Annotated in this window: 16 protein-coding genes, 2 tRNA genes and 1 pseudogene; 13 read left to right on the top strand and 6 right to left on the bottom strand. The window is 70.1% G+C overall.

Annotation, left to right across the window (positions count from 1 at the left end; all coding sequences use genetic code 11):
- The first annotated feature begins 89 nt into the window (after positions 1 to 89).
- Positions 90 to 2,279: a serine/threonine-protein kinase gene (locus tag FDO69_RS13305; RefSeq protein WP_104779990.1), complete on the top strand. Its 2,190-nt coding sequence runs from the start codon at positions 90 to 92 to the stop codon at positions 2,277 to 2,279.
- Positions 2,280 to 2,373: 94 nt separating this feature from the next.
- Here FDO69_RS13305 and FDO69_RS13310 read toward each other — a convergent pair whose 3' ends face one another.
- Positions 2,374 to 3,864, bottom strand: coding sequence for an amino acid permease (locus FDO69_RS13310; protein ID WP_104779991.1), 1,491 nt, complete (start codon positions 3,862 to 3,864; stop codon positions 2,374 to 2,376).
- Positions 3,865 to 4,141: 277 nt separating this feature from the next.
- Between FDO69_RS13310 and FDO69_RS13315 the strand changes: the two genes are divergently transcribed.
- Together FDO69_RS13315 and FDO69_RS13320 are read left to right on the top strand one after the other, a co-directional pair.
- Positions 4,142 to 4,627 carry a ribose-5-phosphate isomerase gene (locus tag FDO69_RS13315; RefSeq protein ID WP_104779992.1) on the top strand — a complete coding sequence of 162 codons (486 nt, stop codon included), beginning with the start codon at positions 4,142 to 4,144 and terminating at the stop codon, positions 4,625 to 4,627.
- A 567-nt stretch (positions 4,628 to 5,194) separates the two neighbouring features.
- Complete coding sequence (locus tag FDO69_RS13320) at positions 5,195 to 6,004, top strand: Fpg/Nei family DNA glycosylase (RefSeq protein ID WP_104779993.1); 810 nt, start codon at positions 5,195 to 5,197, stop codon at positions 6,002 to 6,004.
- 16 nt (positions 6,005 to 6,020) lie between these two features.
- On the opposite strand, the gene FDO69_RS13325 is transcribed toward FDO69_RS13320, so the two are convergent.
- Positions 6,021 to 7,271 (bottom strand): GNAT family N-acetyltransferase, encoded by a 1,251-nt coding sequence (locus tag FDO69_RS13325; RefSeq protein WP_104779994.1) that lies wholly within the window; start codon positions 7,269 to 7,271, stop codon positions 6,021 to 6,023.
- A 162-nt stretch (positions 7,272 to 7,433) separates the two neighbouring features.
- Between FDO69_RS13325 and FDO69_RS13330 the strand changes: the two genes are divergently transcribed.
- On the top strand, positions 7,434 to 8,612 hold the full coding sequence (locus FDO69_RS13330; protein ID WP_104779995.1) for a PP2C family protein-serine/threonine phosphatase: 1,179 nt from the start codon (positions 7,434 to 7,436) through the stop codon (positions 8,610 to 8,612).
- Between the two features lie 30 nt (positions 8,613 to 8,642).
- Positions 8,643 to 9,080, top strand: coding sequence for an HD domain-containing protein (locus tag FDO69_RS13335; RefSeq protein WP_104779996.1), 438 nt, complete (start codon positions 8,643 to 8,645; stop codon positions 9,078 to 9,080).
- A 15-nt stretch (positions 9,081 to 9,095) separates the two neighbouring features.
- Here the strand turns inward: FDO69_RS13335 and FDO69_RS13340 are convergent, their stop codons facing one another.
- The gene (locus FDO69_RS13340; protein ID WP_234387921.1) at positions 9,096 to 10,220 is read right to left on the bottom strand and encodes an acyltransferase family protein; all 1,125 of its coding nucleotides are present in this window, start codon (positions 10,218 to 10,220) and stop codon (positions 9,096 to 9,098) included.
- Positions 10,221 to 10,912: 692 nt separating this feature from the next.
- Between FDO69_RS13340 and FDO69_RS13345 the strand changes: the two genes are divergently transcribed.
- Together FDO69_RS13345 and FDO69_RS13350 are read left to right on the top strand one after the other, a co-directional pair.
- Entirely contained in the window at positions 10,913 to 11,107 is a 195-nt protein-coding gene (locus tag FDO69_RS13345; protein ID WP_003990237.1) for a hypothetical protein, read from the top strand.
- A 104-nt stretch (positions 11,108 to 11,211) separates the two neighbouring features.
- Positions 11,212 to 13,773 (top strand): protein kinase domain-containing protein, encoded by a 2,562-nt coding sequence (locus tag FDO69_RS13350; RefSeq protein WP_104779998.1) that lies wholly within the window; start codon positions 11,212 to 11,214, stop codon positions 13,771 to 13,773.
- A 173-nt stretch (positions 13,774 to 13,946) separates the two neighbouring features.
- Here FDO69_RS13350 and FDO69_RS13355 read toward each other — a convergent pair whose 3' ends face one another.
- Both FDO69_RS13355 and FDO69_RS13360 read right to left on the bottom strand, forming a co-directional pair.
- Positions 13,947 to 14,150: a hypothetical protein gene (locus tag FDO69_RS13355; protein ID WP_104779999.1), complete on the bottom strand. Its 204-nt coding sequence runs from the start codon at positions 14,148 to 14,150 to the stop codon at positions 13,947 to 13,949.
- Between the two features lie 225 nt (positions 14,151 to 14,375).
- Positions 14,376 to 14,446 (bottom strand) — tRNA-Gly (locus FDO69_RS13360).
- A 164-nt stretch (positions 14,447 to 14,610) separates the two neighbouring features.
- On the opposite strand from FDO69_RS13360, the gene FDO69_RS13365 reads away from it, so the two are divergent.
- The 5 genes and pseudogenes from FDO69_RS13365 to clpX all read left to right on the top strand — a co-directional run bounded on the left by FDO69_RS13365 (position 14,611) and on the right by clpX (position 19,586).
- A tRNA-Pro gene (locus FDO69_RS13365) sits at positions 14,611 to 14,687 on the top strand.
- A 193-nt stretch (positions 14,688 to 14,880) separates the two neighbouring features.
- Positions 14,881 to 16,269: a trigger factor gene (gene tig, locus FDO69_RS13370; protein ID WP_104780000.1), complete on the top strand. Its 1,389-nt coding sequence runs from the start codon at positions 14,881 to 14,883 to the stop codon at positions 16,267 to 16,269.
- A 356-nt stretch (positions 16,270 to 16,625) separates the two neighbouring features.
- Positions 16,626 to 17,231: an ATP-dependent Clp protease proteolytic subunit gene (locus tag FDO69_RS13375; RefSeq protein ID WP_167526581.1), complete on the top strand. Its 606-nt coding sequence runs from the start codon at positions 16,626 to 16,628 to the stop codon at positions 17,229 to 17,231.
- A gap of 109 nt (positions 17,232 to 17,340) precedes the next feature.
- Positions 17,341 to 18,118, top strand: a pseudogene (locus tag FDO69_RS13380) (ATP-dependent Clp protease proteolytic subunit).
- A 181-nt stretch (positions 18,119 to 18,299) separates the two neighbouring features.
- Complete coding sequence (gene clpX / locus FDO69_RS13385) at positions 18,300 to 19,586, top strand: ATP-dependent Clp protease ATP-binding subunit ClpX (protein WP_086853897.1); 1,287 nt, start codon at positions 18,300 to 18,302, stop codon at positions 19,584 to 19,586.
- A gap of 65 nt (positions 19,587 to 19,651) precedes the next feature.
- Here the strand turns inward: clpX and FDO69_RS13390 are convergent, their stop codons facing one another.
- Positions 19,652 to 20,620, bottom strand: a complete 969-nt coding sequence (locus FDO69_RS13390; protein ID WP_104780002.1) for a hypothetical protein — start codon at positions 20,618 to 20,620, stop codon at positions 19,652 to 19,654.
- Positions 20,621 to 20,758: 138 nt separating this feature from the next.
- Here FDO69_RS13390 and FDO69_RS13395 point away from each other — a divergent pair, with 138 nt between their 5' ends.
- Positions 20,759 to 23,389, top strand: a complete 2,631-nt coding sequence (locus FDO69_RS13395; protein WP_104780003.1) for a valine--tRNA ligase — start codon at positions 20,759 to 20,761, stop codon at positions 23,387 to 23,389.
- The last annotated feature ends 40 nt before the right edge of the window (positions 23,390 to 23,429 follow it).

The following is a 23,429-nucleotide window of genomic DNA, read 5'->3' on the forward strand; positions in this document are numbered from 1 at the left end:
GTTGTGTTTCACTGGAGCCGGTCACGGCGTCGTGGAGGGGGTGCAGCGAATTGCCGGGGAATGCGAACAGCGGCGGTGTTCCAGGGGTATTGGTGACGGGACGCTATCGGTTGGTCGAGAGTATCGGCCAGGGGGGAATGGGGCGGGTGTGGCGAGCCGCCGACGAAATACTCGACCGGCCGGTCGCCGTCAAGGAAATGCGGATCGACGGACTCGACGCGGAGGACAGCGGGACCCGTCGTGAACGCACCCTGCGCGAGGCCAGGGCGACGGCCCGGATCGACCACCCCAACGTCGTACGGGTCTACGACGTGGTCGACGAGGGCGAACGCCTGTGGATCGTCATGGAGTTGGTGGCGGGGCGCTCCCTCGAACGGATCCTCGCGGAGACGGGCCCGCTGAGCCCCGGCGAGACGGCCCGCATCGGACTCGGCCTGGTCGCGGCGCTGCGGCAGGTGCATGAACGCGGGGTACTGCACCGCGACATCAAGCCCGGAAACGTCCTCGTGGAGCACGCGGACGACGTGGCCGGATCCGGACGCGGCAACGGCAACGGTTCCGGCCCCGGACGGCGCGTCGTCCTCACGGACTTCGGCATCGCGGCGATCCAGGACGCGAAGGCGCTCACCATGGTCGGCATGCTGGTCGGCTCGCCCGACTACATGGCACCCGAGCGCATCTCCGGCCGCCCCCAGGGCCCACCGTCCGACATCTGGTCCCTCGGAGCGACGCTCTGCGCGGCCCTGGGCGGCCGCTCCCCGTTCTCCCGCGACACCACACTGGCGACCCTGCACGCGGTCCTGTACGAGGAGCCGGAACTCCCCGCCGCGTCGGGCCCGTTGCGGGACATCCTGACGTCCCTGCTGGCCAAGGAGCCATCGGTCCGCCCGGACCTGGAGGCTCTGCAGACGGCACTGGAGCCGGTGGCGTTCCCGGCTCCGACACCTACGGTGGCGGTGGGGGACGCGGCGCCGGAGCGGGAACGGGGGCGGGAGCCGGAGCCGAGCTCTGCGGCAGGGGAGTTGTCCGCGTCGGGGCGGGGGCCGGCCTCTGCGGCGGGAGAGAAGCCCGCACCATGCCGGGAGCCGGAGCGTGTGGCGGGGGAGGAACCGGCGCCCCGCCCGGAGTCCGTGCCCGGTCCGGTGTCTGTGCCCGGTCCGGTGTCTGTGCCCGGTCCGGAGTCTGTGCCCGGTCCGGAGTCTGTGCCCGGTCCGGTGTCCGTGCCCGGTCCGGTGTCCGTGCCCGGTCCGGAGTCCGTGCCCCGTCCGGAGCCAGACCCTGACCTGCCGGCCACCCTCGGCGGACGAGAAGCAGCCCCGGAGCCGCAGTCGCGGACACGCCTCCCCGCACCGGCGCCCGAACCGCCCACCCCCGCCTACCTCCTCGCGCCCCGGGACCCCCGCAGCCCCGCCCCCGTCCTGGAACCGCACCAGCACCCACACACCGCACCCACGAAGACGTCCGCGAGCTCCCCGGCCCCCGTCTCCCTCACCCGCGCACAGGCGGAGACCGAGTGCCGTCCCCACCCCGCCCCCCTGCCGATGCCGCCGGGGGAACTCTCCGGGCCGGCCGTCCCGGCCACTCCCCGTCCCCACGCGCACCCCGGTCGCCGACGCCGTACGGCGCTCACCGCCGCGGCGGCCACCCTCGCCACCGCCGGCACCGTCGCGGCGATCCTGCTGGCGACGTCATCCGGCTCGCCCGGCGACGGCGACGAGACTCCCCGCGCGGGTTCCTCGGCCTCCGCACCGGCAACCACCGGCGACACCGGCGGCGCCACGGGTGCCACCACCGGGGAAACCACCGGGGCCACCACCCCCTCACCCACCGTCGAGGGCACGACCAGGCCGCAGGCCCTCCCGCCCGGCACGCACCGGGAGGCCGGTGGGTTCGCCTGGGCGACACCCGACGGCTGGCGGCGGGACGTGAAGACGGGCGCTGAGGTGCACTACACCTCCCCGGACGGCTCCCAGGAACTGGTCGGCAAGTCCTCCCTGGCCCGCGGCGACCTGCTGGAGACCTGGCAGACCTCGGAGCGCAACGCACACCAGGGCCAGGACTACCGCAAGATCCGCCTGGAGGAGACGACGTTCCGCGGCCACCCGGCGGTGGTCTGGGAGTACACGTTCACGCTCAAGGGCGTCCACTGGCACGCCCGCCTGCTCGGCTTCAACGTGACCGGCAAGTCGTACCAGGTCAACACGTGGTACCAGGAGGAGATCGAGCAGGAGGCGCTCGCCACCTACGAGAAGGTCAGGGACAGTTTCACGGTGCTCTAGGCACCACGGCGGGCAAACGAAAGGGGCCTGTGGCGCGTGCCGATGCACACGCGCCACAGGCCCCGTTCACGACGAACGGCGAGCGGCCGGAGGATCAGCCGGCCGACACCTCGCTGCGCTCCTCACCCTTGTCCTGCGGAACCTCGGCGGCCGGACGGCCCCCGCGCAGCCCCTTCTTCACGAAGGCGATGACGAGCACCACGGCTGCGACGAGCAGCGACAGCAGGATGGTCTGACGCCCGTCGTGCTCGGTGTCGGTGAGCATGTAACCGAGGATGAACACGATCAGCGCGGCAGTCGCCCAGGTCAGGTACGGGTACAGCCACATCTTCACGACGAGCTTCTCGGGCGCCTCGGCCTTGATGATCTTCCGCATGCGCAGCTGGGAGAAGCAGATCACCAGCCACACGAACAGGGCGACCGCGCCACTGGAGTTCACGAGGAAGAGGAAGACGGAGTCCGGGAACTTGTAGTTGAAGAAGACGGCCACGAAGCCGAAGGCGACCGACGCGAGGATCGCCGTGCGCGGCACGCCGTTGGAGGTCGTGCGGCCGAAGGCCTTCGGCGCGTCACCGCGCTGGCCGAGGGAGAAGGCCATGCGGGAGGCGGTGTAGAGGCCGGAGTTCAGACAGGACAGCACCGAGGTCAGCACGATGAAGTTCATGATCTGACCGGCGTGCGCGATGCCGAGCGAGTCCAGCGCGGCGACGTAGGAGCCGTCCTTGGTGATGGACTTGCTGTCCCACGGCAGCAGGCACACGACGACGGCGATCGAGCCGAGGTAGAAGACGGCGACACGCCAGATGATGCTGTTGGTGGCCTTGGTGACGGCCTGCCGCGGGTTCTCGGACTCACCGGCGGCCAGGGTGGCGATCTCGCTGCCCATGAAGGAGAAGACGACGAGCAGCACACCGGTGAGGATGGCGCCGGGCCCGTTGGGCAGGAAGCCGCCGTGCGCGGTCAGGTTGCTCACCCCGGCCTGCTCACTGTCCACACCGGGCAGCAGCCCGAACACGGCCAGCCCGCCGACGACGATGAAAGCGGCGATGGCGACGACCTTGATGCCCGCGAACCAGAACTCGAACTCGCCGTAGGAGCCGACGGAGACCAGGTTGGTGGCGGTCAGCACCAGCATCACGATCAGGGCCCAGCCCCACTGGGGCACGGCCGGCATCCAGCCCTCCAGGATCACCGCACCGGCGGTCGCCTCGACCGCCAGCACGACGACCCAGAAGAACCAGTACAGCCAGCCGATGGAGAAACCGGCCCAGGACCCGAGGGCCCGGTCGGCGTGCGCGGAGAAGGAACCCGAGGTGGGGTTGGCGGCCGACATCTCACCGAGCATCCGCATCACCAGCACCACGAGCGTGCCGACGAGTGCGTACGACAGCAGGATGCCGGGCCCGGCGGTGGCGATACCGGAGCTGGACCCCACGAAGAGGCCGGCGCCGATGACACCGCCGATGGCGATCATCGAAAGATGCCGGTTCTTGAGCCCGGCCTGCAGCCCGGAGCCCGCGGCTCCGGGTTCTCCGGGCCCTCCGGGGTCGTTTCCGGCCTTGTTCAGAGTCGGCTGCGAGGTCATGGAACGGATTTCCTTTGCGCCGGGGAGCTGTACTTCCGTACGAACGCACGAGCCGCACGAACGGGGTGTTTCGCGGCATGGCGGTGCACGGGGGGCTCGTACGAGCGGTGTACGGGCCGGTCCAGTGAATCGGAGGCGAACGAATAGGAGAACCTTTGAATCCAGATTGTTACTTGAGGTTTTCCTGAGGTTCCGTAATGGGGCTCACATTCGCCTCAGGTTTCTGTGAGCGCCACCCCGCGCGCCTTCCCCGAAACACCCGTGTCACACTCGTCCCATGCGCGTGTACCTCGGCTCGGACCATGCGGGCTACGAACTCAAGAACCACCTCGTCGAGTGGCTGAAGGCGGCGGGTCACGACCCCGTCGACTGCGGCCCGCACATCTACGACGCCCAGGACGACTACCCGCCCTTCTGCCTCCGCGCAGCGGAGCGCACGGCCGCGGACCCCGACGCCCTCGGTGTCGTCATCGGCGGCTCGGGCAACGGCGAGCAGATCGCCGCGAACAAGGTCAAGGGCGTCCGCGCGGCCCTGGCCTGGAGCGAGGAGACGGCCTCCCTGGGCCGCCAGCACAACAACGCGAACGTCGTCGCGGTGGGCGCGCGCATGCACTCGCAGGATGAGGCGACGAAGTTCGTGGAGACCTTCCTCGGCACCCCGTTCTCCGGTGACGAACGCCACATCCGCCGCATCGACATGCTGTCGGCCTACGAAGCGACCGGCGACCTGCCCCCCATCCCCCCGCACCACCCGCAGCAGTAACCCCCCGCCCCCGGCCCCGAGGGGCTCCGACCGTGGAGCCTCAGCGGGCCGGCCGGGTCAGGCCGATGGGGGCGGGCGAAGCAGAGAGGGCGCGGCGAAGCCCCGAGGGGCCGAGGGCGAAGCCCCGGAGGGGCGCAGGCGACATAGCCCCCGCCGGGGTCCGGGGCGAAGCCCCGAGGCTTTTAGACCGAAGCCTCTCCAGAGACCGTGTCGGGCGGGTGGGCGGGCAAACCCTGGGGTCCGGGGCGGAGCCCCGTGGCATCGGCCTGGTGAGTGACCGTGTCGGGCGGGTGGGCGGGCAAACCCTGGGGCCCGGGGGGAGCTCCGTCGCATCGGCCTGGTGAGTGACCGTGCCGGGCGGGCGGGTGGGCAAACCCCGGTCCGGGGCGGAGCCCCAGCCCTCAGCCTTGTGACGCCCCCCGGGCGGAGCTCCGTCGCATCGGCCTGGTGAGTGACCGTGCCGGGCGGGCGGGTGGGCAAACCCCGGTCCGGGGCGGAGCCCCAGCCCTCAGCCTTGTGACGCCCCTGTCGACCCGGTGGGCAAAGGCAACGATCACAGGAGAACCCGTGCCGGAAGGCCACACCATCCACCGCCTCGCCCAGGACTACGCCGCCGCCTTCCTCGGCACAAAACCCCGCACCACCAGCCCCCAGGGCAAGTTCACCCCCGCCGCCACCCTCCTCACCGGCACCGAACTCACCCACACGGAAGCCCACGGCAAGCACCTCTTCCTCGGCTTCCGCGACACCGACTGGATCCACATCCACCTCGGCCTCTTCGGCAAGGTCACCTTCGGCCCGGCCCCGGAACCGCCCCCCACCGACACCGTCCGCCTCCGCGTGGCCGACGACACCACCTACGTCGACCTCCGCGGCCCCACCACCTGCGCCCTCATCACGCCCCCGGAGAAACAGGCGATACACGACCGCCTCGGCCCCGACCCCCTCCGCGGCGACGCCGACCCCGACACCGCCTACCGCCGCATCACCCGCAGCCGTACGACGATCGCCGCCCTCCTCATGGACCAGAAGGTCATCGCCGGTGTCGGAAACGTCTACCGCGCGGAGGTCCTCTTCCGGCACCGCATCGACCCGTACCGCGCCGGCAAGGACATCACCCCCACCGAGTGGCACGCGATATGGACCGACCTCGTCGCCCTCATGCACGAGGGCGTCCGCAACAACCGCATCGACACCGTCCGCCCGGAACACACCCCGGAGGCGATGGGCCGACCCCCGCGCGTGGACGACCACGGCGGCGAGGTGTACGTCTACCGCAGGGCCGACCTGCCCTGTCACATCTGCGGCGGCGAGATCCGCACCGCCGGCCTCGCCGCCCGCAACCTCTTCTGGTGCCCGGCCTGCCAACGCCCCTGAACCGGGCGCGCGTCCGTCAGAACCCGTGCGGCAGCCACGGCGGCACGGTCGTCCCGAACCCGAGCGACGCCTCCGCCAGCGCCCCCCGCCGGATCTCCCGTACCCGCCCCGCCGCCGCCAACGAGGCCAGCGACACACCCCCGAGGTACGCCGCGCCCAACTCCCGTACGGACAGGGCGATATCCGCCGCATCCGTCGTCCGCTCGCAGGACGCTCCCTTCGGGTCCCCGGTCAGCCGCCAACGCCCGGCGTTCCACGGGCAGAACACGTCCTCCACCTCGAACACCACATCCACCGGCGTCTGATACGTGCGCGCCTCCAGCGCGGCCCCCACCTCCACCGGCCGCACGTACAGCGAGTCCCGCACCCGCGGATGGCACCGCCGCGGGTCGGACACCAGGTACTGCCACGCGTCGTCCACCGGACGGCTCCGTACGGTCACCTTCGACGTCAGGTCGATCCCGAACAGGAACCGCCACAGCGCCGCGTCCGCCGTGGGGTCCAGCCCCGCCAACTCCTCCACGATCACGGTGCCGTTGGACCCGGAGAGCTCCCACTCGGGCTTGACGCGGTACCGCGCGTACCCGACCGTCTCCCCGGCCCGCTCGGCGAGCACGCACTGCAGGGGAGACGCCCCCTCCCGCTCGCTCGCCGGATCGAGCACCCCGAGCCGCTCCCAGCCGGGCCGCCGGGCCAGCATCCCGGGCCGTGCCGGGACCAGCCGGGCGTACAACGCCTCGCACATGTCGAGCACATCGGCCGGCGCCGCGTACCGCACCCGTACGTCATCCGTACCGTCCGGCACCGACAGCCCGACCCGGGTCGTGTCGATCTCGGCGGTCAACGACACGGTCGCGTTGCCGTAGCCGAAACGCCCGTAGATCGCGGGCTCGGACGCGGTGAGGACGGCCAGCGGCTCACCCCAGGCACGTACGTCGTCCAGCTGCCGCCGCATCATCGACGTCAGCAGGCCGCGCCGTCGATGCGTGGCGGCCACGCTGACCATCGTGACGCCCGCGACCGGCAGGGACGCGCCGCCGGGCACGGTCAGCCGGAAGCTGAACGCCCCGGCCGTCCCCACGCACTCGTCCCCGTCCCAGACACCGAGTGAACGGTCGAACTCGGTCAGCGAGTTCCACAGTTCCCGCTCCTCGGCTGACTCCGGCACCCCTCCGAAGCCCCGGATCAGGGTGTCGTACCACTTGTCCCAGTCGTCCTGCCGCAGGACCCGCAAGCCGGGCGAAAGACCGTTCGCGTCAGTTCCCATGAGCCATGCCTACCAGGGCAATGCGGGACGAGCGAGGGAATTTCTCCCGGGAGGCGGCGGGGCGGCGCGCTGTGAAGTTCACTGTGAAGTCGGCCCTCGGACGGGGGACAAGTGGGACCTCCCGTGCCAAGGGGCTGGTCCGATGGATAGGGTCCCGAACTAATGGCATCAGGACGAGGGCGGCGCGCGGAAGCCGAGACGTTCACGGCCCGGTTGAAGAAGCAGTGGCACCGGGTCCGCGTCGGCGTGCGCCGGGCCGCCGTGGACTACTTCCGCGGCAACGGCTCGGACTGGATCGCCCTGGCCGGTCTGCTCCTGATGGTTCCCTTGATCGCGTCGGCCACGCTGGCGAACTCGGTGTGGTTCTCACCGGCCGCACTGGTCCTGCCCGTCGTCGTGGGCGGCCTGCTGCTGCGCCCGGCCAGCCTGCTCGGCCTGTACGCGGCGGCGGCCACGGCACTGATCGTGGAGTCGGTGCGGCTCGGCCCGTACACGGAGGGCCCGTCGAGGGTCACCCCGGGCGTCGTGCTCGTGGTCGCGGCCTGCGGCTTCTTCGGGCTGCTGCTGGCCCAGTTCCGCAGCCGGGTCGGTGTTCCCTGGCGGCGCGGCGGCACCATGCTCTTCGACCTGCGCGAACGCATCCGGGTGCAGAGCAAGCTGCCCGACCTGCCGGACGGCTGGCACCGTGAGATGGCGCTGCGCCCGGCGGGCGGCCAGTCCTTCTCGGGCGACTTCGTGGTCGCGGCCCGCACCAACGGCGGCCGTACCCTCGAGGTCGTCCTCACCGACGTCTCCGGCAAGGGCATGGACGCGGGCTCCCGAGCCCTGCTGCTGTCCGGCGCGTTCGGTGGCCTGCTCGGCTCCCTCCCGCCGCACGCCTTCCTCCCCGCCGCGAACGGCTACCTGCTCCGCCAGGACTGGGACGAGGGCTTCGCCACCTCCATCCACCTGGTCCTCGACCTGGACTCCGGCGACTACGAGCTCTACTCCGCGGGCCACCCACCGGGCCTCCAGCTCAGCGCCGGCAGCGGCCGCTGGGAGGAGAAGACGGCCGAGGGCCCGCTGCTCGGGGTGTACGACGGTGCCCAGTTCGACCCGGTGAAGGGCTCACTGCGGCCCGGTGACGTGCTGATGCTGTTCACGGACGGCCTGGTGGAGACCGCCGACCGTGACATCGTCGAGGGCATCGACCGCCTCACCGGAGAGGCCGACCGCTATGTGGCCGGCGGCTTCCACGGCGCCGCCTGGCATCTCATCGAGGCCGTGGCCAAGGACGTCAACGACGACCGGGCGCTGCTGCTGATCTGCCGCGAGGGCCCGACGGCCGCCGCGAACCGCTGAGACACTGGAGCGGTGAGCGAGACAACCCGTATGACACCGGCCCAGGTCGAGGCCACCGCCCGCGCCGCGCACACCGGCCAGACCGACAAGGCGGGACGGCCCTACGCGGAACACCTCCAGGCCGTGGCGGAGGGCGTACGGGCGCGGGGCGGCGACGAGGAGCAGATCGCGGCGGCCTGGCTGCACGACGCCGTGGAGGACGACGCCCTCTCCGCGCAGTGGCTGCGCGAGGCCGCGTTGAGCAGCCGTACGAAGGACATCGTCCTCGCGGTCACCAAGAGGGCGGGCGAGTCGCCGGAGGCGTACGCCGAGCGGATCCTCGCCACGCCCGGCGCGCTGCTGGTGAAGGAGTCGGACCTGGCGCACAACGCGGACCCGGTGCGACTCGGAGTGCTGGACGCGGCGACCCGTGAACGACTGACCGAGAAGTACGCGCGGATGCGCGCACTTCTCGGTCTTGTCGGATGAACGCTGCTTCCAGGGTCAGGCGTTGACCTTCTCGCGCTCGCGCTCGCGCTCCCGCTCGCGCCGTTCGGCGCTCTGGCGTTCGCGGGCCTGCTCGGCCGCGTCCCGCTTGAAGGCCCAGTCCATCTTCGGCTCCATCGCGAACCGGAAGACGCGCTGTACCGGCTTGGTGCACAGCACCGTCACGACGGCGGCCGCGAGGACGGTCACGAGGATCTCACCGGCCGGCTGGTGCAGCCAGGACGCCTCGAACCAGCCCTGGTAGTCGCCGGCCTTCACCAGGAAGCCGTGCAACAGGTAGCCGTAGAGCGTGCCGGCGCCGAGGGCGGTGAACCACATGTGGCGGCGCGGCACCCAGGCGAAGAAGCACGCGGTCAGCACCAGGGAGCAGCCGAACATCGCGAGCACCATGACCGGGCCGGTCCACCACGGGGCGCCCAGCTCCTGCGCGGCGTCACGGTGGTAGAACCACGCGGTGTTCATGCGCGGCACCGCCCACCAGCTGAAGGCCAGGGCGGCGGCGAACACCGGCACCGAGGCGATCCGCACCGAACGGCGGCGCACCATGTGGAAGTGCTCGGGCTTCATGATCAGACCCAGCACGAAGAACGGCAGGAACTGCAGGACGCGCTGCAGGTCGAGGTCGTCGCCGATCTCCGGGGTGACGGTCGCCAGCATGGCGAGACCGAGCGCGAGCGGCAGCGGCCAGCGCACCAGGTTCCAGATGGGGGTCGTCAGCCGCCAGATGAACAGCGCGACCAGGAACCAGGTCAGGTACCAGGGATCGAGGAGGCTGATCTCCTGATGCGGGTCGTTGTCGATGACCCGCTTGAAGAGCGGATAGGCCGTCTCGAAGATGATGTACGGCACGGCCACGCCGGTGATCAGGCGCTTCAGCCGGTCGGGCCGCATGTCGAAACTGCGCGAGAAGTAGCCGGAGATGAGGATGAACGCCGGCATGTGGAACGCGTAGACGACCTGGTAGGCGGCCTCGAGTATCCGGCTGTCGCCCTTGAGGGGCTCCCAGGCGTGGCCCATGGCCACCAGCACGATCGCAAGGTACTTGGCGTTGTCGAAGAACGCGTCGCGTTGCTTGCCGTTCTGCTTCTTCTGCGTGCTCTGCGGCGAGCGAGGGCTCGGCACTCCGTCGGCCGGCGAATGTGCCGGGGGAAGTGGCGCCCTGCGGTCGCCGTTCGGTCGCAGCGAGTTCGTCACAGACCCTCCCACCAGGAGCTCGGGGAGACGATCCGGGACCTCGCTGCGCGTGCGGGGGACGAGGCAGCGTGGAACATCTGAGGCACCCTAGCGTTCCGCGCAGGTATTCGTAAAACGCCGGACGTCATTCCTGGCTATTCGCTGCGAGTACCCCGGATTACGGGCAGTTGACGTCACTGTCGGCGTGATGGCCAACACATCGCAGAGGGCGGTTTGTCTGCACTGCCCCGACCCTGCTTATCGTGATACTTCCGGACTAAGCAACGCATAAGACCAGCAGGCGACTCCAGTGGAATGTCCGCTTCCGTCTTCTTCGTGCCGTGTCTCACAAGGGCGTTGATGGCCCTGTGGCAACAATTCGAATTAGCTGCGGACGCGTTGTGTGGAGATGGAAACGATTCTGCCGAATTCCCTGCGCGGGTGGCCCGTCGAATTGCCGTGCGACTGCTCGGAGTCGGGTCCCCACACACGGGCGCCTCACACGGGAGGGGACGACACGGGTGCGATCGATGTGTCAGCACCCGCATAGCCTGGCCGGGTTGGTGGCACGATGGTTCTGGCGGGGTGCGCGGATCGCGTCCCGGGCCGGGAGAGCGGACCGACCGAGGGTGTGATCAGTTGTGGCCATTTCACTGTCTGTGGTGCTGCTGTTGGCGATCATCCTCGTGGTGTTGCTGAGAGGCGGATCCATCAAGGCCGGTCCCGCGATCGTGGCGGTCCTCTTCGGCTTCTTCCTCGCCTCGACCGGCATGGCCGACGACATCCAGCGGTTCCTCAACTCGATAGCGGAGACGATCAACTCCATCAGCTTCTGACCGGGGCGGCGCACCCTCCCGAGCCCCGCGCTACGCGCCTTGGGCACGGGCGGTTACGCTCGCCCCGACCACAGGACGGTGCGTGACGGGGGGAACGTACGGGGATGGCGCTGCGCGATTCCGACCCGGCGCAAGTGGGCGGCTACCAGATCGAGGACCGCCTCGGTTCGGGTGGCATGGGCGTGGTCTATCTGGCCCGCTCCGCCTCCGGCCGCCGCCTCGCGATCAAGGTCGTGCACAGCCAGTACGCCGACGACGACGAGTTCCGCGCCCGTTTCCGCCGCGAGGTGGCCGCCGCCCGCCGGGTCAGCGGAGCCTTCACGGCCCCCGTCGTGGACGCGGACGCGGACGCCGCGCACCCCTGGATGGCCACGCTCTACATACCGGGCGCGGACCTCGGCACCCACGTCCGCGAGCACGGCCCGCTCCCGCTGCCCCGCCTGCGCGGTCTCGCCGCCGGCCTCGCCGAAGCGCTGCGTGACATCCATCGCGCCGGCGTCGTCCACCGCGACCTGAAGCCGGCCAACGTGATGCTCGCCGAGGACGGCCCCCGCGTCATCGACTTCGGCATCTCCCGCGCCGCCGAGTTCGCCGCCTCGGACGCCCTCACCCAGACCGGCCGCGTCATGGGCACCCCGCCCTTCATGTCCCCGGAGCAGTTCGCCTCCCCGCAGGAAGTCGGCCCCGCCGCCGACATGTTCTCCCTCGGCTCGGTCCTCACCTACGCCGCCACCTGCCGCGGCCCCTTCGACAGCCCGAGCCCCTACGAGACGGCCCTGCGCGTCGTGGAGGGCGAACCGGACCTGACCGGCGTCCCCGACGAACTGCTCCCCTTCATCCGCGTCTGCCTGGAGAAGCACCACAAGTCCCGCCCCGCCGCGGACGAACTGTTCACGCTGCTCCGTGAAGGCGGCACCCCCGGCACGCTCACCGTGCCCGGCACCGGCGCACCCCGTCCCGTGCGTCCGTGGCCGGGCGCGCGGCCGACCGAGCCGGTCGGCACGGCCTGGCCCGACGCGGCCCGCACCGAGCGGGGCACGACGTCCCACGCCCTGCCCGCCGAAGCGGACGGCGGCGCGGACGGCGGAGCGGCCGATGCGGCGTACGGAGGGGTGGACGGCGGAGCGGCCGACGTGCCGTACGGAGGGGTGCGCGACGTTGCGGACGGAGGGCTGGACGACGAAGTGCGTGACGGGACGCACGCCGGGCGGGGTGAGGCGCCGCGCGGCGGTCCGGGCCGCCCCCGGCCGGACAGAACCCCGACGGCAGAGCCTCAGCCGCCAGACGACCCGGCCGGGACCCGGTCGCCCGGGCCCGGGACCCGGCCGCCCCGGCCCGGGCGCACCCGCAGCCGCCGCCGACACGGACTGCTGCTGATCTCGGCCGCCGCGGCCGTCGCACTCGCCGCGATCGTCACCACCACCCTCACCCTGATCCGCGACCACGACCGCCCGCCCTCGTCCACCGCCAAGGTGGCCGACCCACCCCGGGGCGCGGCCGACCTCCCCGCGGGCTGGGAACCGTGGGTCGCCACCGCGAAGGCCCCCGCGGGCAGCGAGGGCGGTCTGGCCGGGACGGACACCCCCTTCAAGGGCTGCTCCGTCGTCGAGGCCTCCCTCGTCTGCGCCGGCTCCGACCTCATGGCGACCCGCTTCGGTCTCGCCGACGGCCGCAATACCTGGAGCCGGCCCGTCGACCCCACACCCGACGGCGCCTCCGGCGACGAGGGCGCACTCATCGGCACCGGCGACGGCCGCGTCTATGCCTACGGGTCCGAGGACGCGGAGGGCACGAGCGGCGTGGGGTCCAGCTACACGGTCTACGCCCTGGCCGCCGGCACCGGCAAGGAGCTCTGGCGCACCCCGACCGGCAGCGGCGAGATGGCGAGAGTCCCCGAGGCACCGCAGGGCGCTGCCACGGCCGTGCCCGAGGGCGTCATCACCTTCTACGGGTCGCAGGGCGACCAGTACGCCCTGCTGGACGCCAAGACGGGCAAGGTGCGCTGGCGGCAGCCGGAGCCGCAGACCCGCGGCGACTGCGTCCTGGACGCGGCGGCCGACCGCGCCTACCTGCTCTGCACCACCAGGACGGACGACGAGAAGGCCGCCGAGACCACCGTCGCCCAGATCGATCCGGCCACCGGAAAGGCCCGCTGGACCGTCGAGGCCGCGGGCACCCTGCAACTGCTCGGCCGGCACAGGGGACGCCTGGTGCTCGCGGACGGCTACTCCTCCGCGCGAGGCCTCGTCCTGATCGACGTCGCCTCGCACGAGCTCACCGTGCGCCGACTGGCGAAACCCCGGCCCGAGGGATCGAGGGCGTTCCTGGCCCGCGGCACCGTCTACTTCACGCGCAGCAGCGGCGGAGTCCGCGCCGTCGCGCCGCTCACCGGGCGCACGCTGTGGGAATCCAACTCCACCCTGGAGCGGCAGGGGCCGCCGGCCGCCTCGGCCACCCGCGTGTACTTCGCGTCGCCCAGCGGCCGCCTGGCCGCGCTGAACGCGAGCAGCGGCAAGGTCGAGGACACCCGGGACGGCCGCGACGACGGCGGCCGGGTCGACAGCATGCTCGTCACCTCCGGAGCACCCCCCCTGCTCGTCGGCGACGCCCTGTACGTCCCCTACGGCATCCGCTCCGTCTACACGGTGGACGTACGCGACCTCTGAGCCGGGAACGCGCCGGAGAAGCGGAATCGCTTCGCCGGTGAAGCGGAATCGCGACGGCGAAGCGGAATCGCGCCGGAGAACGGAAACGCGCGGGCCTCCTCCGCGCCGGAAACCACGTCGGGCCCGGTTCCGGAGAACCGGGCCCGAGCCGTACGGGGCGGGCGACGGAAACCTCAGGCGGCCGTCTGCGGATGCCGCGCCGACACGGCCCTCACCGCCGAGCCCGAGACGAGGACTCCTGACAGAGCGATCAGACTGGTCAGGATGTCCTGGATCTGTGTCGCCGGGGCGTAGACGATCACGATGACGACGAGCAGGGCCGCCCAGTCCCTCGGGCGAGCGATTGACAGTACAGAGCGGGTGGGAACCACACTCATAGCGGTACCTCCTGGTACTCGGTGCCCGCCCCACCGATCACGCCGCCAAGCCCGTTCGGTGGTGCGGGCCTCCTGCTTGAGCCCCATAGTGGCGCCTCTACCGCCACGAGATATCCACAGCGCCCCGGACGAGGCCCACGGTCCCCCGGACGGACGAAAGACCCCCGGCATGCGGAAGGCCCAGGGAGAGGAAGACAACCTCTCGCCTGGGCCTCCGGCGTTCAGAGCGGGCGACGGGAATCGAACCCGCGTAGCTAGTTTGGAAGACTAGGGCTCTACCATTGAGCTACGCCCGCACAGCACGCGCCGCAGGTCGGGCGACCGCGGCACAGAAAGCATCGTAGCGGGTCGGACCCCCCGGCCGCACACCGCGTTCCGGCCCGGGCCGGCGAGGCGGAGCTGCGGTGGAAATGCGGCGGCCGCACCGCTCGTCGGCATGTACCCTACGTGTCGCACCAGACGGGGTGTGGCGCAGCTTGGTAGCGCGTCCGCTTTGGGAGCGGAAGGCCGTGGGTTCAAATCCCGCCACCCCGACCAGCCACCCGATCACTTCGCGTGATCGCCCATCGGATCACTCATGTGATCGCCTTTTGGGCGGTGTAGTCGCTGCCGTTACTATGCAAGCTGCACGCCCGTGTGTCTCAGCGTCTGAAGTCTCCGGGCGGCGAAATCCGCCGGGCCGTTCTGGCCCCGGCAGAAACCAAGAAGTCAGCCACAAGGAGACCGAACCGTGAAGAGCGCCGTGGAGACCCTGAACCCGACCCGGGTTCGGCTGACTGTCGAGGTGCCCTTCGAGGAGCTCAAGGACAGCCTCGACGCGGCGTACAAGAAGATCAACCAGCAGGTCACGGTGAAGGGCTTCCGCAAGGGCAAGGTCCCGGCCCGGGTCATCGACCAGCGGTTCGGCCGCGGTGCGGTGCTGGAGGAGGCGGTCAACGACGCGCTTCCGAAGTTCTACACCGACGCGGTCAACGAGGCCGAGCTCAGCGTGCTGGGCCAGCCCGAGGTCGACATCACGGAGCTGAAGGACGGCGAGACGCTGAACTTCACCGCCGAGGTCGACATCCGCCCCTCCATCGAGATCCCGGACTTCTCCGGCATCGAGGTCGAGGTCGACGCGGTCGAGGTCACCGACGAGGACGTCGACAAGGCCGTCGAGGAGCTGCGCGAGCGCTTCGCCTCCACCGCCCCGGTCGAGCGTGCCGCCGAGGACGGCGACGTCGTGACGATCGACCTGCAGGCCAAGGTCGACGGCGAGGTCCTGGAGGACGGCGTCGCCGACGGCGTCTCCTACACCATCGGCTCCGGCGAGCTGCTGGACGGCATCGACGACGCCGTGAAGGGCCTGGAGGCCGGTGGCGAGACCACCTTCACCTCCGAGCTGAAGGGCGGCTCGGCCGCCGGCAAGGAGGCCGAGGTCACCGTCAAGGTCACCCAGGTCGCCAAGCGTGAACTGCCCGAGCTGGACGACGAGTTCGCGCAGCTCGCCTCCGAGTTCGACACCATCGAGGAGCTGCGCGCGGACAGCCGCAAGCGCCTCGAGAACATGAAGCAGTACGACCAGGCCACGCAGGCCCAGGAGCGTGTCCTGGAGAAGCTGCTCGAGCTGGTCGAGGTCCCCGTCCCCGAGAAGCTGCTCGAGGACGAGGTCAACACCCGAAAGCACAACCTCGAGCACCACCAGCTCGGCCAGATGGGCCTCGACCTCGCGAAGTACCTGGAGATCCAGGGCAAGAGCGAGGAGGAGTTCGAGACCGAGACCCGTGAGGCCGCGGTCAAGGGCATCAAGACCCAGTTCGTGCTCGACGAGCTCGTCAAGCAGGAGAAGCTGAACGTCAACCAGGAGGAGCTCACCGAGCACCTCATGCGGCGTGCGGCCTCCTCCGGCATGTCCCCCGACCAGTTCGCCCAGGCGGTCGTCGAGGGCGGCCAGGTTCCGCTCCTGGTCGGCGAGGTCGCCCGCGGCAAGGCCCTGGCCGTCGTGGTCGAGAAGGCCACGGTCAAGGACACCAACGGCGAGATCATCGACCTCGACGACGAAGAGGACGAGACCGAGTCGGCGGAGGCCTCCGCCGAGGAGACCCCGGCCGAGTCCGCCGAGGACAAGACCGAGGGCTGAGCCCCGGTAGCGGTGAGTCCGTGAAGAAGGCCCTGGGGCACGCCCCAGGGCCTTCTTGCCGCCCGCGAGGGCAGCGCCCTCCAGGGGCGCGGGGAACTGCGCGACAAGCCCCCACTCGCCCGCAGCCCGGTGATTCCCGCGCCACCCTCGACGAGACCGCACAGCCCTCCCGGCGGAGCCCGTCGCGCTACGCCCCCGGCGAACACTCCCATCTCCGGGATTCCCCGAAGGGACCCGCGCGTTAGGGTCCATGAATACGAGGGCAGTGGAGTCCCCGAACGGCTCCTAGCCCCTAGGGAAACGTGAGACGGCCCGGCGCCGTCGTAAGACGAGCAGGTGGATACGTGACGAATCTGATGCCCTCCGCCGCCGGCGAGCCTTCCATCGGTGGTGGCCTCGGTGACCAGGTCTACAACCGGCTGCTCAACGAGCGGATCATCTTCCTCGGCCAGCCGGTCGACGACGACATCGCCAACAAGATCACCGCACAGCTGCTGCTCCTTGCCGCGGATCCCGACAAGGACATTTACCTCTACATCAACAGCCCGGGCGGCTCGATCACGGCCGGCATGGCGATCTACGACACGATGCAGTTCATCAAGAACGACGTGGTGACCATCGCCATGGGCCTCGCGGCCTCGATGGGTCAGTTCCTGCTCAGTGCCGGCACCCCCGGCAAGCGCTTCGCGCTGCCGAACGCCGAGATCCTGATCCACCAGCCCTCCGCCGGCCTCGCCGGCTCGGCCTCGGACATCAAGATCCACGCCGAGCGGCTGCTGCACACCAAGAAGCGCATGGCCGAGCTCACGTCCCAGCACACGGGGCAGTCGGTCGAGCAGATCACCCGCGACTCGGACCGCGACCGCTGGTTCGACGCCTTCGAGGCCAAGCAGTACGGCCTCATCGACGACGTGATTCCCACGGCCGCCGGTATGCCGGGCGGCGGCGGCACCGGGGCCTGAGCGGTCCCCACGGGGCCTGTGGCGCCCCGTGAGGCCCACGGAGCCCTCCCGGGCCCCAGCGACCCCAGACAGCCCCAGCCGACCGCCTCAGCCCTTTTCAGGAGACACCGTGAACCAGTTCCCCGGCAGCGGGATCTACGACCGTATGCACGCCGTGCAGGACATGAGCGCCTCGCAGGGCCGCTACACCGGCCCGCAGGCCGAGTCCCGCTACGTCATCCCCCGCTTCGTCGAGCGCACCTCCCAGGGCATCCGGGAGTACGACCCGTACGCGAAGCTCTTCGAGGAGCGCGTGATCTTCCTCGGCGTCCAGATCGACGACGCCTCCGCCAACGACGTCATGGCGCAGCTGCTGTGCCTGGAGTCGATGGACCCCGACCGTGACATCTCGGTCTACATCAACAGCCCCGGCGGCTCCTTCACGGCGCTCACTGCGATCTACGACACGATGCAGTACGTGAAGCCGGACATCCAGACGGTCTGCATGGGCCAGGCCGCCTCCGCCGCCGCCGTCCTGCTGGCCGCCGGTACGCCGGGCAAGCGCATGGCCCTGCCGAACGCAGGCCGCCTCCGCCGCCGCCGTCCTGCTGGCCGCCGGTACGCCGGGCAAGCGCATGGCCCTGCCGAACGCGCGTGTGTTGATCCACCAGCCGTACAGCGAGACCGGCCGCGGTCAGGTCTCCGACCTGGAGATCGCCGCGAACGAGATCCTCCGGATGCGCTCGCAGCTGGAGGAGATGCTGGCCAAGCACTCCACCACGCCGGTCGAGAAGATCCGCGAGGACATCGAGCGCGACAAGATCCTCACGGCCGAGGACGCGCTGAGCTATGGCCTGATCGACCAGATCATCACCACCCGGAAGATGGACAACTCGAGCCTGCGTTGAGGCGAGAGGCTGTAACGTCTGCCGCCCCTTGGCACGGTTTGGCTAGGTTCACGTCAAAGCGAACCGCGCCAAGGGGGGCCCGAACGGGGGGCCCGGCAAGGTACCGTCGGACATAAGGCAGCACCAGGAGTCCGCTGGACGTCGACGTCCAGGAGTCTCCCAGGCGAAGGGGAAGCACACCGTGGCACGCATCGGTGACGGCGGCGATCTGCTCAAGTGCTCGTTCTGCGGCAAGAGCCAGAAGCAGGTCAAGAAGCTCATCGCAGGGCCCGGTGTGTACATCTGCGACGAGTGCATCGACCTCTGCAACGAGATCATCGAAGAAGAACTCGCGGAGACCAGTGAGGTCCGCTGGGAGGAACTCCCGAAGCCCCGCGAGATCTACGAGTTCCTCGAGGGCTACGTGGTCGGCCAGGAGGCCGCCAAGAAGGCCCTCTCCGTAGCGGTGTACAACCACTACAAGCGAGTCCAGGCCGGCGAGAACGGCGGGGCGAACGGCCGTGACGACGCCATCGAGTTGGCGAAGTCCAACATCCTGCTCCTCGGCCCCACGGGCTCCGGCAAGACCCTCCTCGCGCAGACCCTCGCGCGCATGCTGAACGTCCCCTTCGCGATCGCCGACGCCACGGCCCTCACGGAGGCCGGTTACGTCGGCGAGGACGTCGAGAACATCCTGCTCAAGCTGATCCAGGCGGCCGACTACGACGTCAAGAAGGCCGAGACCGGGATCATCTACATCGACGAGATCGACAAGGTCGCGAGGAAGAGTGAAAACCCCTCCATCACGCGCGACGTCTCGGGCGAGGGTGTCCAGCAGGCCCTGCTGAAGATCCTGGAGGGCACCACGGCCTCGGTCCCGCCGCAGGGCGGCCGCAAGCACCCCCACCAGGAGTTCATCCAGATCGACACGACGAACGTGCTGTTCATCGTGGGCGGTGCCTTCGCCGGTCTGGAGAAGATCATCGAGTCCCGGGCCGGCGCCAAGGGCATCGGCTTCGGCGCGCAGATCCGCTCCAAGCGCGAGATGGAGTCCAAGGACCAGTTCCAGGAGGTCATGCCGGAGGACCTGGTCAAGTTCGGCATGATCCCCGAGTTCATCGGCCGTCTGCCGGTCATCACCTCGGTCCACAACCTCGACCGCGAGGCTCTGCTCCAGATCCTCGTCGAGCCGCGCAACGCGCTGGTGAAGCAGTATGAGCGCCTCTTCGAACTCGACGGCGTGGAGCTGGACTTCGAGCGCGAGGCCCTCGAGGCGATCGCCGACCAGGCCATCCTCCGACAGACCGGCGCGCGAGGCCTGCGCGCCATCATGGAGGAAGTCCTCCAGGGCGTGATGTACGAGGTCCCGTCCCGCAAGGACGTGGCCCGGGTCGTCATCACGGCGGACGTCGTCCAGTCGAACGTCAATCCGACCCTGATCCCGCGGGATGCGCGGGGGCGTGGGCCGGGCGAGCAGAAGACGGCGTGACACAGACGTGAGGGAAGGGCCCCGGTCATCGACCGGGGCCCTTCCCTTTGCCTCCGGGGGCGTCGTCAGGCCTTGACGCGGATCTCCGGGCGGATCTTGGTGGCGATGTCGATCGCGGTGTCCTTGCTGGTCTCCTGAGTGCCTTCCCGAGACGAGACCACGGCGATCGTGCTGTAGTCGGCCCAGGCGCAGAACCAGTTGGTCTGCTCCTGCTTGGTCACCGGGTCCGGCCCCTTGGTCGCCTGGCACTTCATGACCGCGCCGTCCAGGTCCGCCTCCTCGGGCTCGCCGATCAGCTCGGTCTTGCTGCCCGCGCTGCCGGAGGACTCCTTCTCGGACGACTTCTTGAAGTTGGCGAAGAACGTGTCCAGGACTGCCTCGGGGTCGGAGATCTCACCGTAGACGCCGAAGAACGACGCGCGCTTGGCCGTCGCCATCTGGGCAGCGGACGACGGGTCGGTGGGGTCGTACTTGCTGATGTCCGCAGTGGAGTAGGCGCCCAGCACGGACTTGCCGTTCTTGACGCCGCTCTGCTCGAGTTCCTTGGTGGAGTCGTCGCCGGCGGTCTCCCCGTCCTTGGTGATGCGGCTGTACTCGCTCATCACCTTCGCCGGCGTCGTCAGCTTGTGCGGCCCGTCGTCCTCCAGGGCGCCCGCGCCGCCGCCTGCGCCGATCACGAAGTACGCACCCACGCCGATGGCCGCCACGACCGCCACCGCGCCGATGATCAGGCCGGTCTTCTTCTTGCCGCCGCCGGGGGCGGGGGGCTGGGGCACGCCGTAGGGGGCTTGGCCGTAGGGCGGCTGCGGCTGCTGGCCGTACGGGGGCTGCTGACCGTAAGGAGCCTGCTGCGGCGGGACGCCCTGCGGGGGCTGCTGCGGGTAGCCGTAGCCGGGCTGGGGCGGAGGGGCCTGCTGGGGGTAGCCGTAGCCGGGCTGGGGCGCCTGCGGCGGCTGGCCGTACGGGCCCGGCTGGCCGTACGGACCGGGCTGCTGGGGCTGCCCGCCGTACGGGCCCGGCTGGTTGTAGCTCATGTTCTGGGTTCCCCTCCAGATGCTTATGTGTTCCGGACATCCTGGCGCAGACCCGCCGTGTGCATGGCATCGGGGCCCCCACCGTTACAAACGAAACGCGTTTCGGGACCGGTCGGTAACACCTCTAAACTGACCCCCGTGACCGAGAACGCTCAGCAGCAGCCACCAGCGCCCAGCACCGACCTGCCGACCCAGTACGCGCCGGCCGACGTAGAGGGGCCGCTGTACGAGCGCTGGGTAGAGCGGGGTTACTTCGAGGCGGACGCCAAGAGCGACAAGCCGCCGTACACGATCGTCATCCCGCCGCCGAACGTCACTGGCTCGCTCCACCTGGGGCACGCCTTCGAGCACACGCTCATCGATGCCCTCACCCGCCGCAAGCGGATGCAGGGTTACGAGACGCTGTGGCAGCCCGGCATGGACCACGCCGGCATCGCCACGCAGAACGTCGTCGAGCGGGAGCTCGCCAAGGAAGGCAAGTCCCGCCACGACCTGGGCCGTGAGACGTTCGTCGAGCGCGTCTGGCAGTGGAAGGGCGAGTCCGGCGGGCAGATCAGCGGCCAGATGCGGCGGTTGGGCGACGGCGTCGCCTGGTCGCGTGAGCGCTTCACCATGGACGAGGGCCTGTCCCAGGCCGTCCAGACCATCTTCAAGCGCCTCTACGACGACGAGCTGATCTACCGCGCCGAGCGCATCATCAACTGGTGCCCGCGCTGTCTGACGGCCATCTCGGACATCGAGGTCGAGTACCAGGACGACGACGGCGAGCTCGTCTCCATGAAGTACGGCGACGGGGACGACACCATCGTCGTCGCCACCACCCGCGCCGAGACGATGCTCGGTGACACGGCCGTCGCCGTCCACCCCGAGGACGAGCGCTACAAGCACCTGGTCGGCAAGCAGGTCAAGCTGCCGCTGACCGACCGCTCCATCCCGGTCGTCGCGGACGAGCACGTCGACCCCGAATTCGGCACGGGTGCGGTCAAGGTCACCCCGGCGCACGACCCGAACGACTTCGAGATCGGCCAGCGCCACGACCTCCCCGCCCTGACGATCATGGACGAGCACGCCGTGATCACCGCCCACGGCCCCTTCCAGGGCCTGGACCGGCTGGAGGCCCGCTCGGCGATCGTCGCCGCGCTGCGCGCCGAGGGCCGGATCGTCGCGGAGAAGCGGCCGTACGTCCACTCCGTCGGCCACTGCTCGCGCTGCAAGACCACCATCGAGCCGCGGCTGTCCATGCAGTGGTGGGTCAAGGTCGGCCCGCTCGCGAAGGCGGCCGGTGACGCCGTCCGCGACGGCAAGGTCAAGATCCATCCGCAGGAGATGGAGAAGCGCTACTTCGACTGGGTCGACAACCTCCACGACTGGTGCATCTCGCGGCAGTTGTGGTGGGGCCACCGCATCCCGGTCTGGTACGGCCCGAACGGCGAGGTCGTCTGCGTCGGCCCCGACGAGCAGCCGCCCGGCACCGAGGCCGACGGCTGGCGCCAGGACACCGACGTCCTCGACACCTGGTTCTCCTCCGGCCTGTGGCCGTTCTCCACGCTCGGCTGGCCCGAACAGACCGAGTCGCTCGCGAAGTTCTACCCGAACTCGGTCCTGGTCACGGGCTACGACATCCTCTTCTTCTGGGTCGCCCGGATGATGATGTTCGGCCTGTACGCGATGGACGGAACTCCGCCGTTCCACACCATCGCCCTGCACGGCATGGTCCGCGACCAGTTCGGCAAGAAGATGTCGAAGTCCTTCGGCAACGCGGTCAACCCGCTGGACTGGATGGACAAGTACGGCAGCGATGCCCTGCGCTTCACCCTCGCCCGGGGCGCCAACCCCGGCGTCGACGTCCCGATCGGCGAGGACTGGGTCCAGGGCTCGCGGAACTTCGCCAACAAGATCTGGAACGCCACCCGCTTCGCGATGATGAACGGCGCGACGATCGAGGGCCCGCTGCCGGACGCGTCGAAGCTGTCGTCGACCGACCGCTGGATCCTCTCCCGCCTCAACTCGGTCGTCGCCGAGGTCGACGCGTTCTACGAGGACTACCAGTTCGCGAAGCTGTCCGACGCGCTGTTCCACTTCGCGTGGGACGAGGTCTTCGACTGGTACGTCGAGCTGTCCAAGACGACGTTCCAGGCGGGCGGCGAGGCGGCCGAGGTCTCCAAGCGGGTCCTCGGCGAGGTCCTCGACGTCACGCTGAAGCTGCTGCACCCGGTGGTCCCGTTCGTCACCGAGACCCTCTGGACCACGCTCACCGGCGGCGAGTCGGTCGTCATCGCCGAATGGCCCAAGGACAGCGGCTTCCGGGACGCCGACGCCGAGCGCGAGATCGAGTCCCTCCAGTCGGTCATCACCGAGGTCCGACGCTTCCGCGCCGACCAGGGCCTCCAGCCCGGCCAGCGGGTCCCGGCCCGGCTGACCCTGGACGGCACGCGGTTCGCGCCCCACGAAGCCGCCATCCGCCAGCTGCTCCGTCTCCAGCCGGAGGGCGAGTCCTTCACGGCGACGGCGACCCTCCCGGTCGCCGGCGCCGAGGTCGCGCTCGACCTGTCGGGCACGATCGACGTCGCGGCGGAGCGCAAGCGCCTGGCCAAGGACCTCGCGGCGGCCGAGAAGGAGAAGGCCCAGGCGAACGCCAAGCTCGGCAACGAGGCGTTCCTGGCGAAGGCCCCCGACCACGTCGTGGACAAGATCCGCACCCGCCTGACCAAGGCGGAGGAGGACATCACCCGCATCCAGTCCCAGCTGGAGCGCCTGCCGCAGGGTTAAGGGCCCGTACGGTGCGTGAGGCCCCCGGAGCCGTCGGCGG

It is taken from the genome of Streptomyces tibetensis, assembly GCF_007655005.1.
In the GTDB taxonomy this organism is placed as follows: Bacteria; Actinomycetota; Actinomycetes; order Streptomycetales; family Streptomycetaceae; genus Streptomyces; species Streptomyces tibetensis.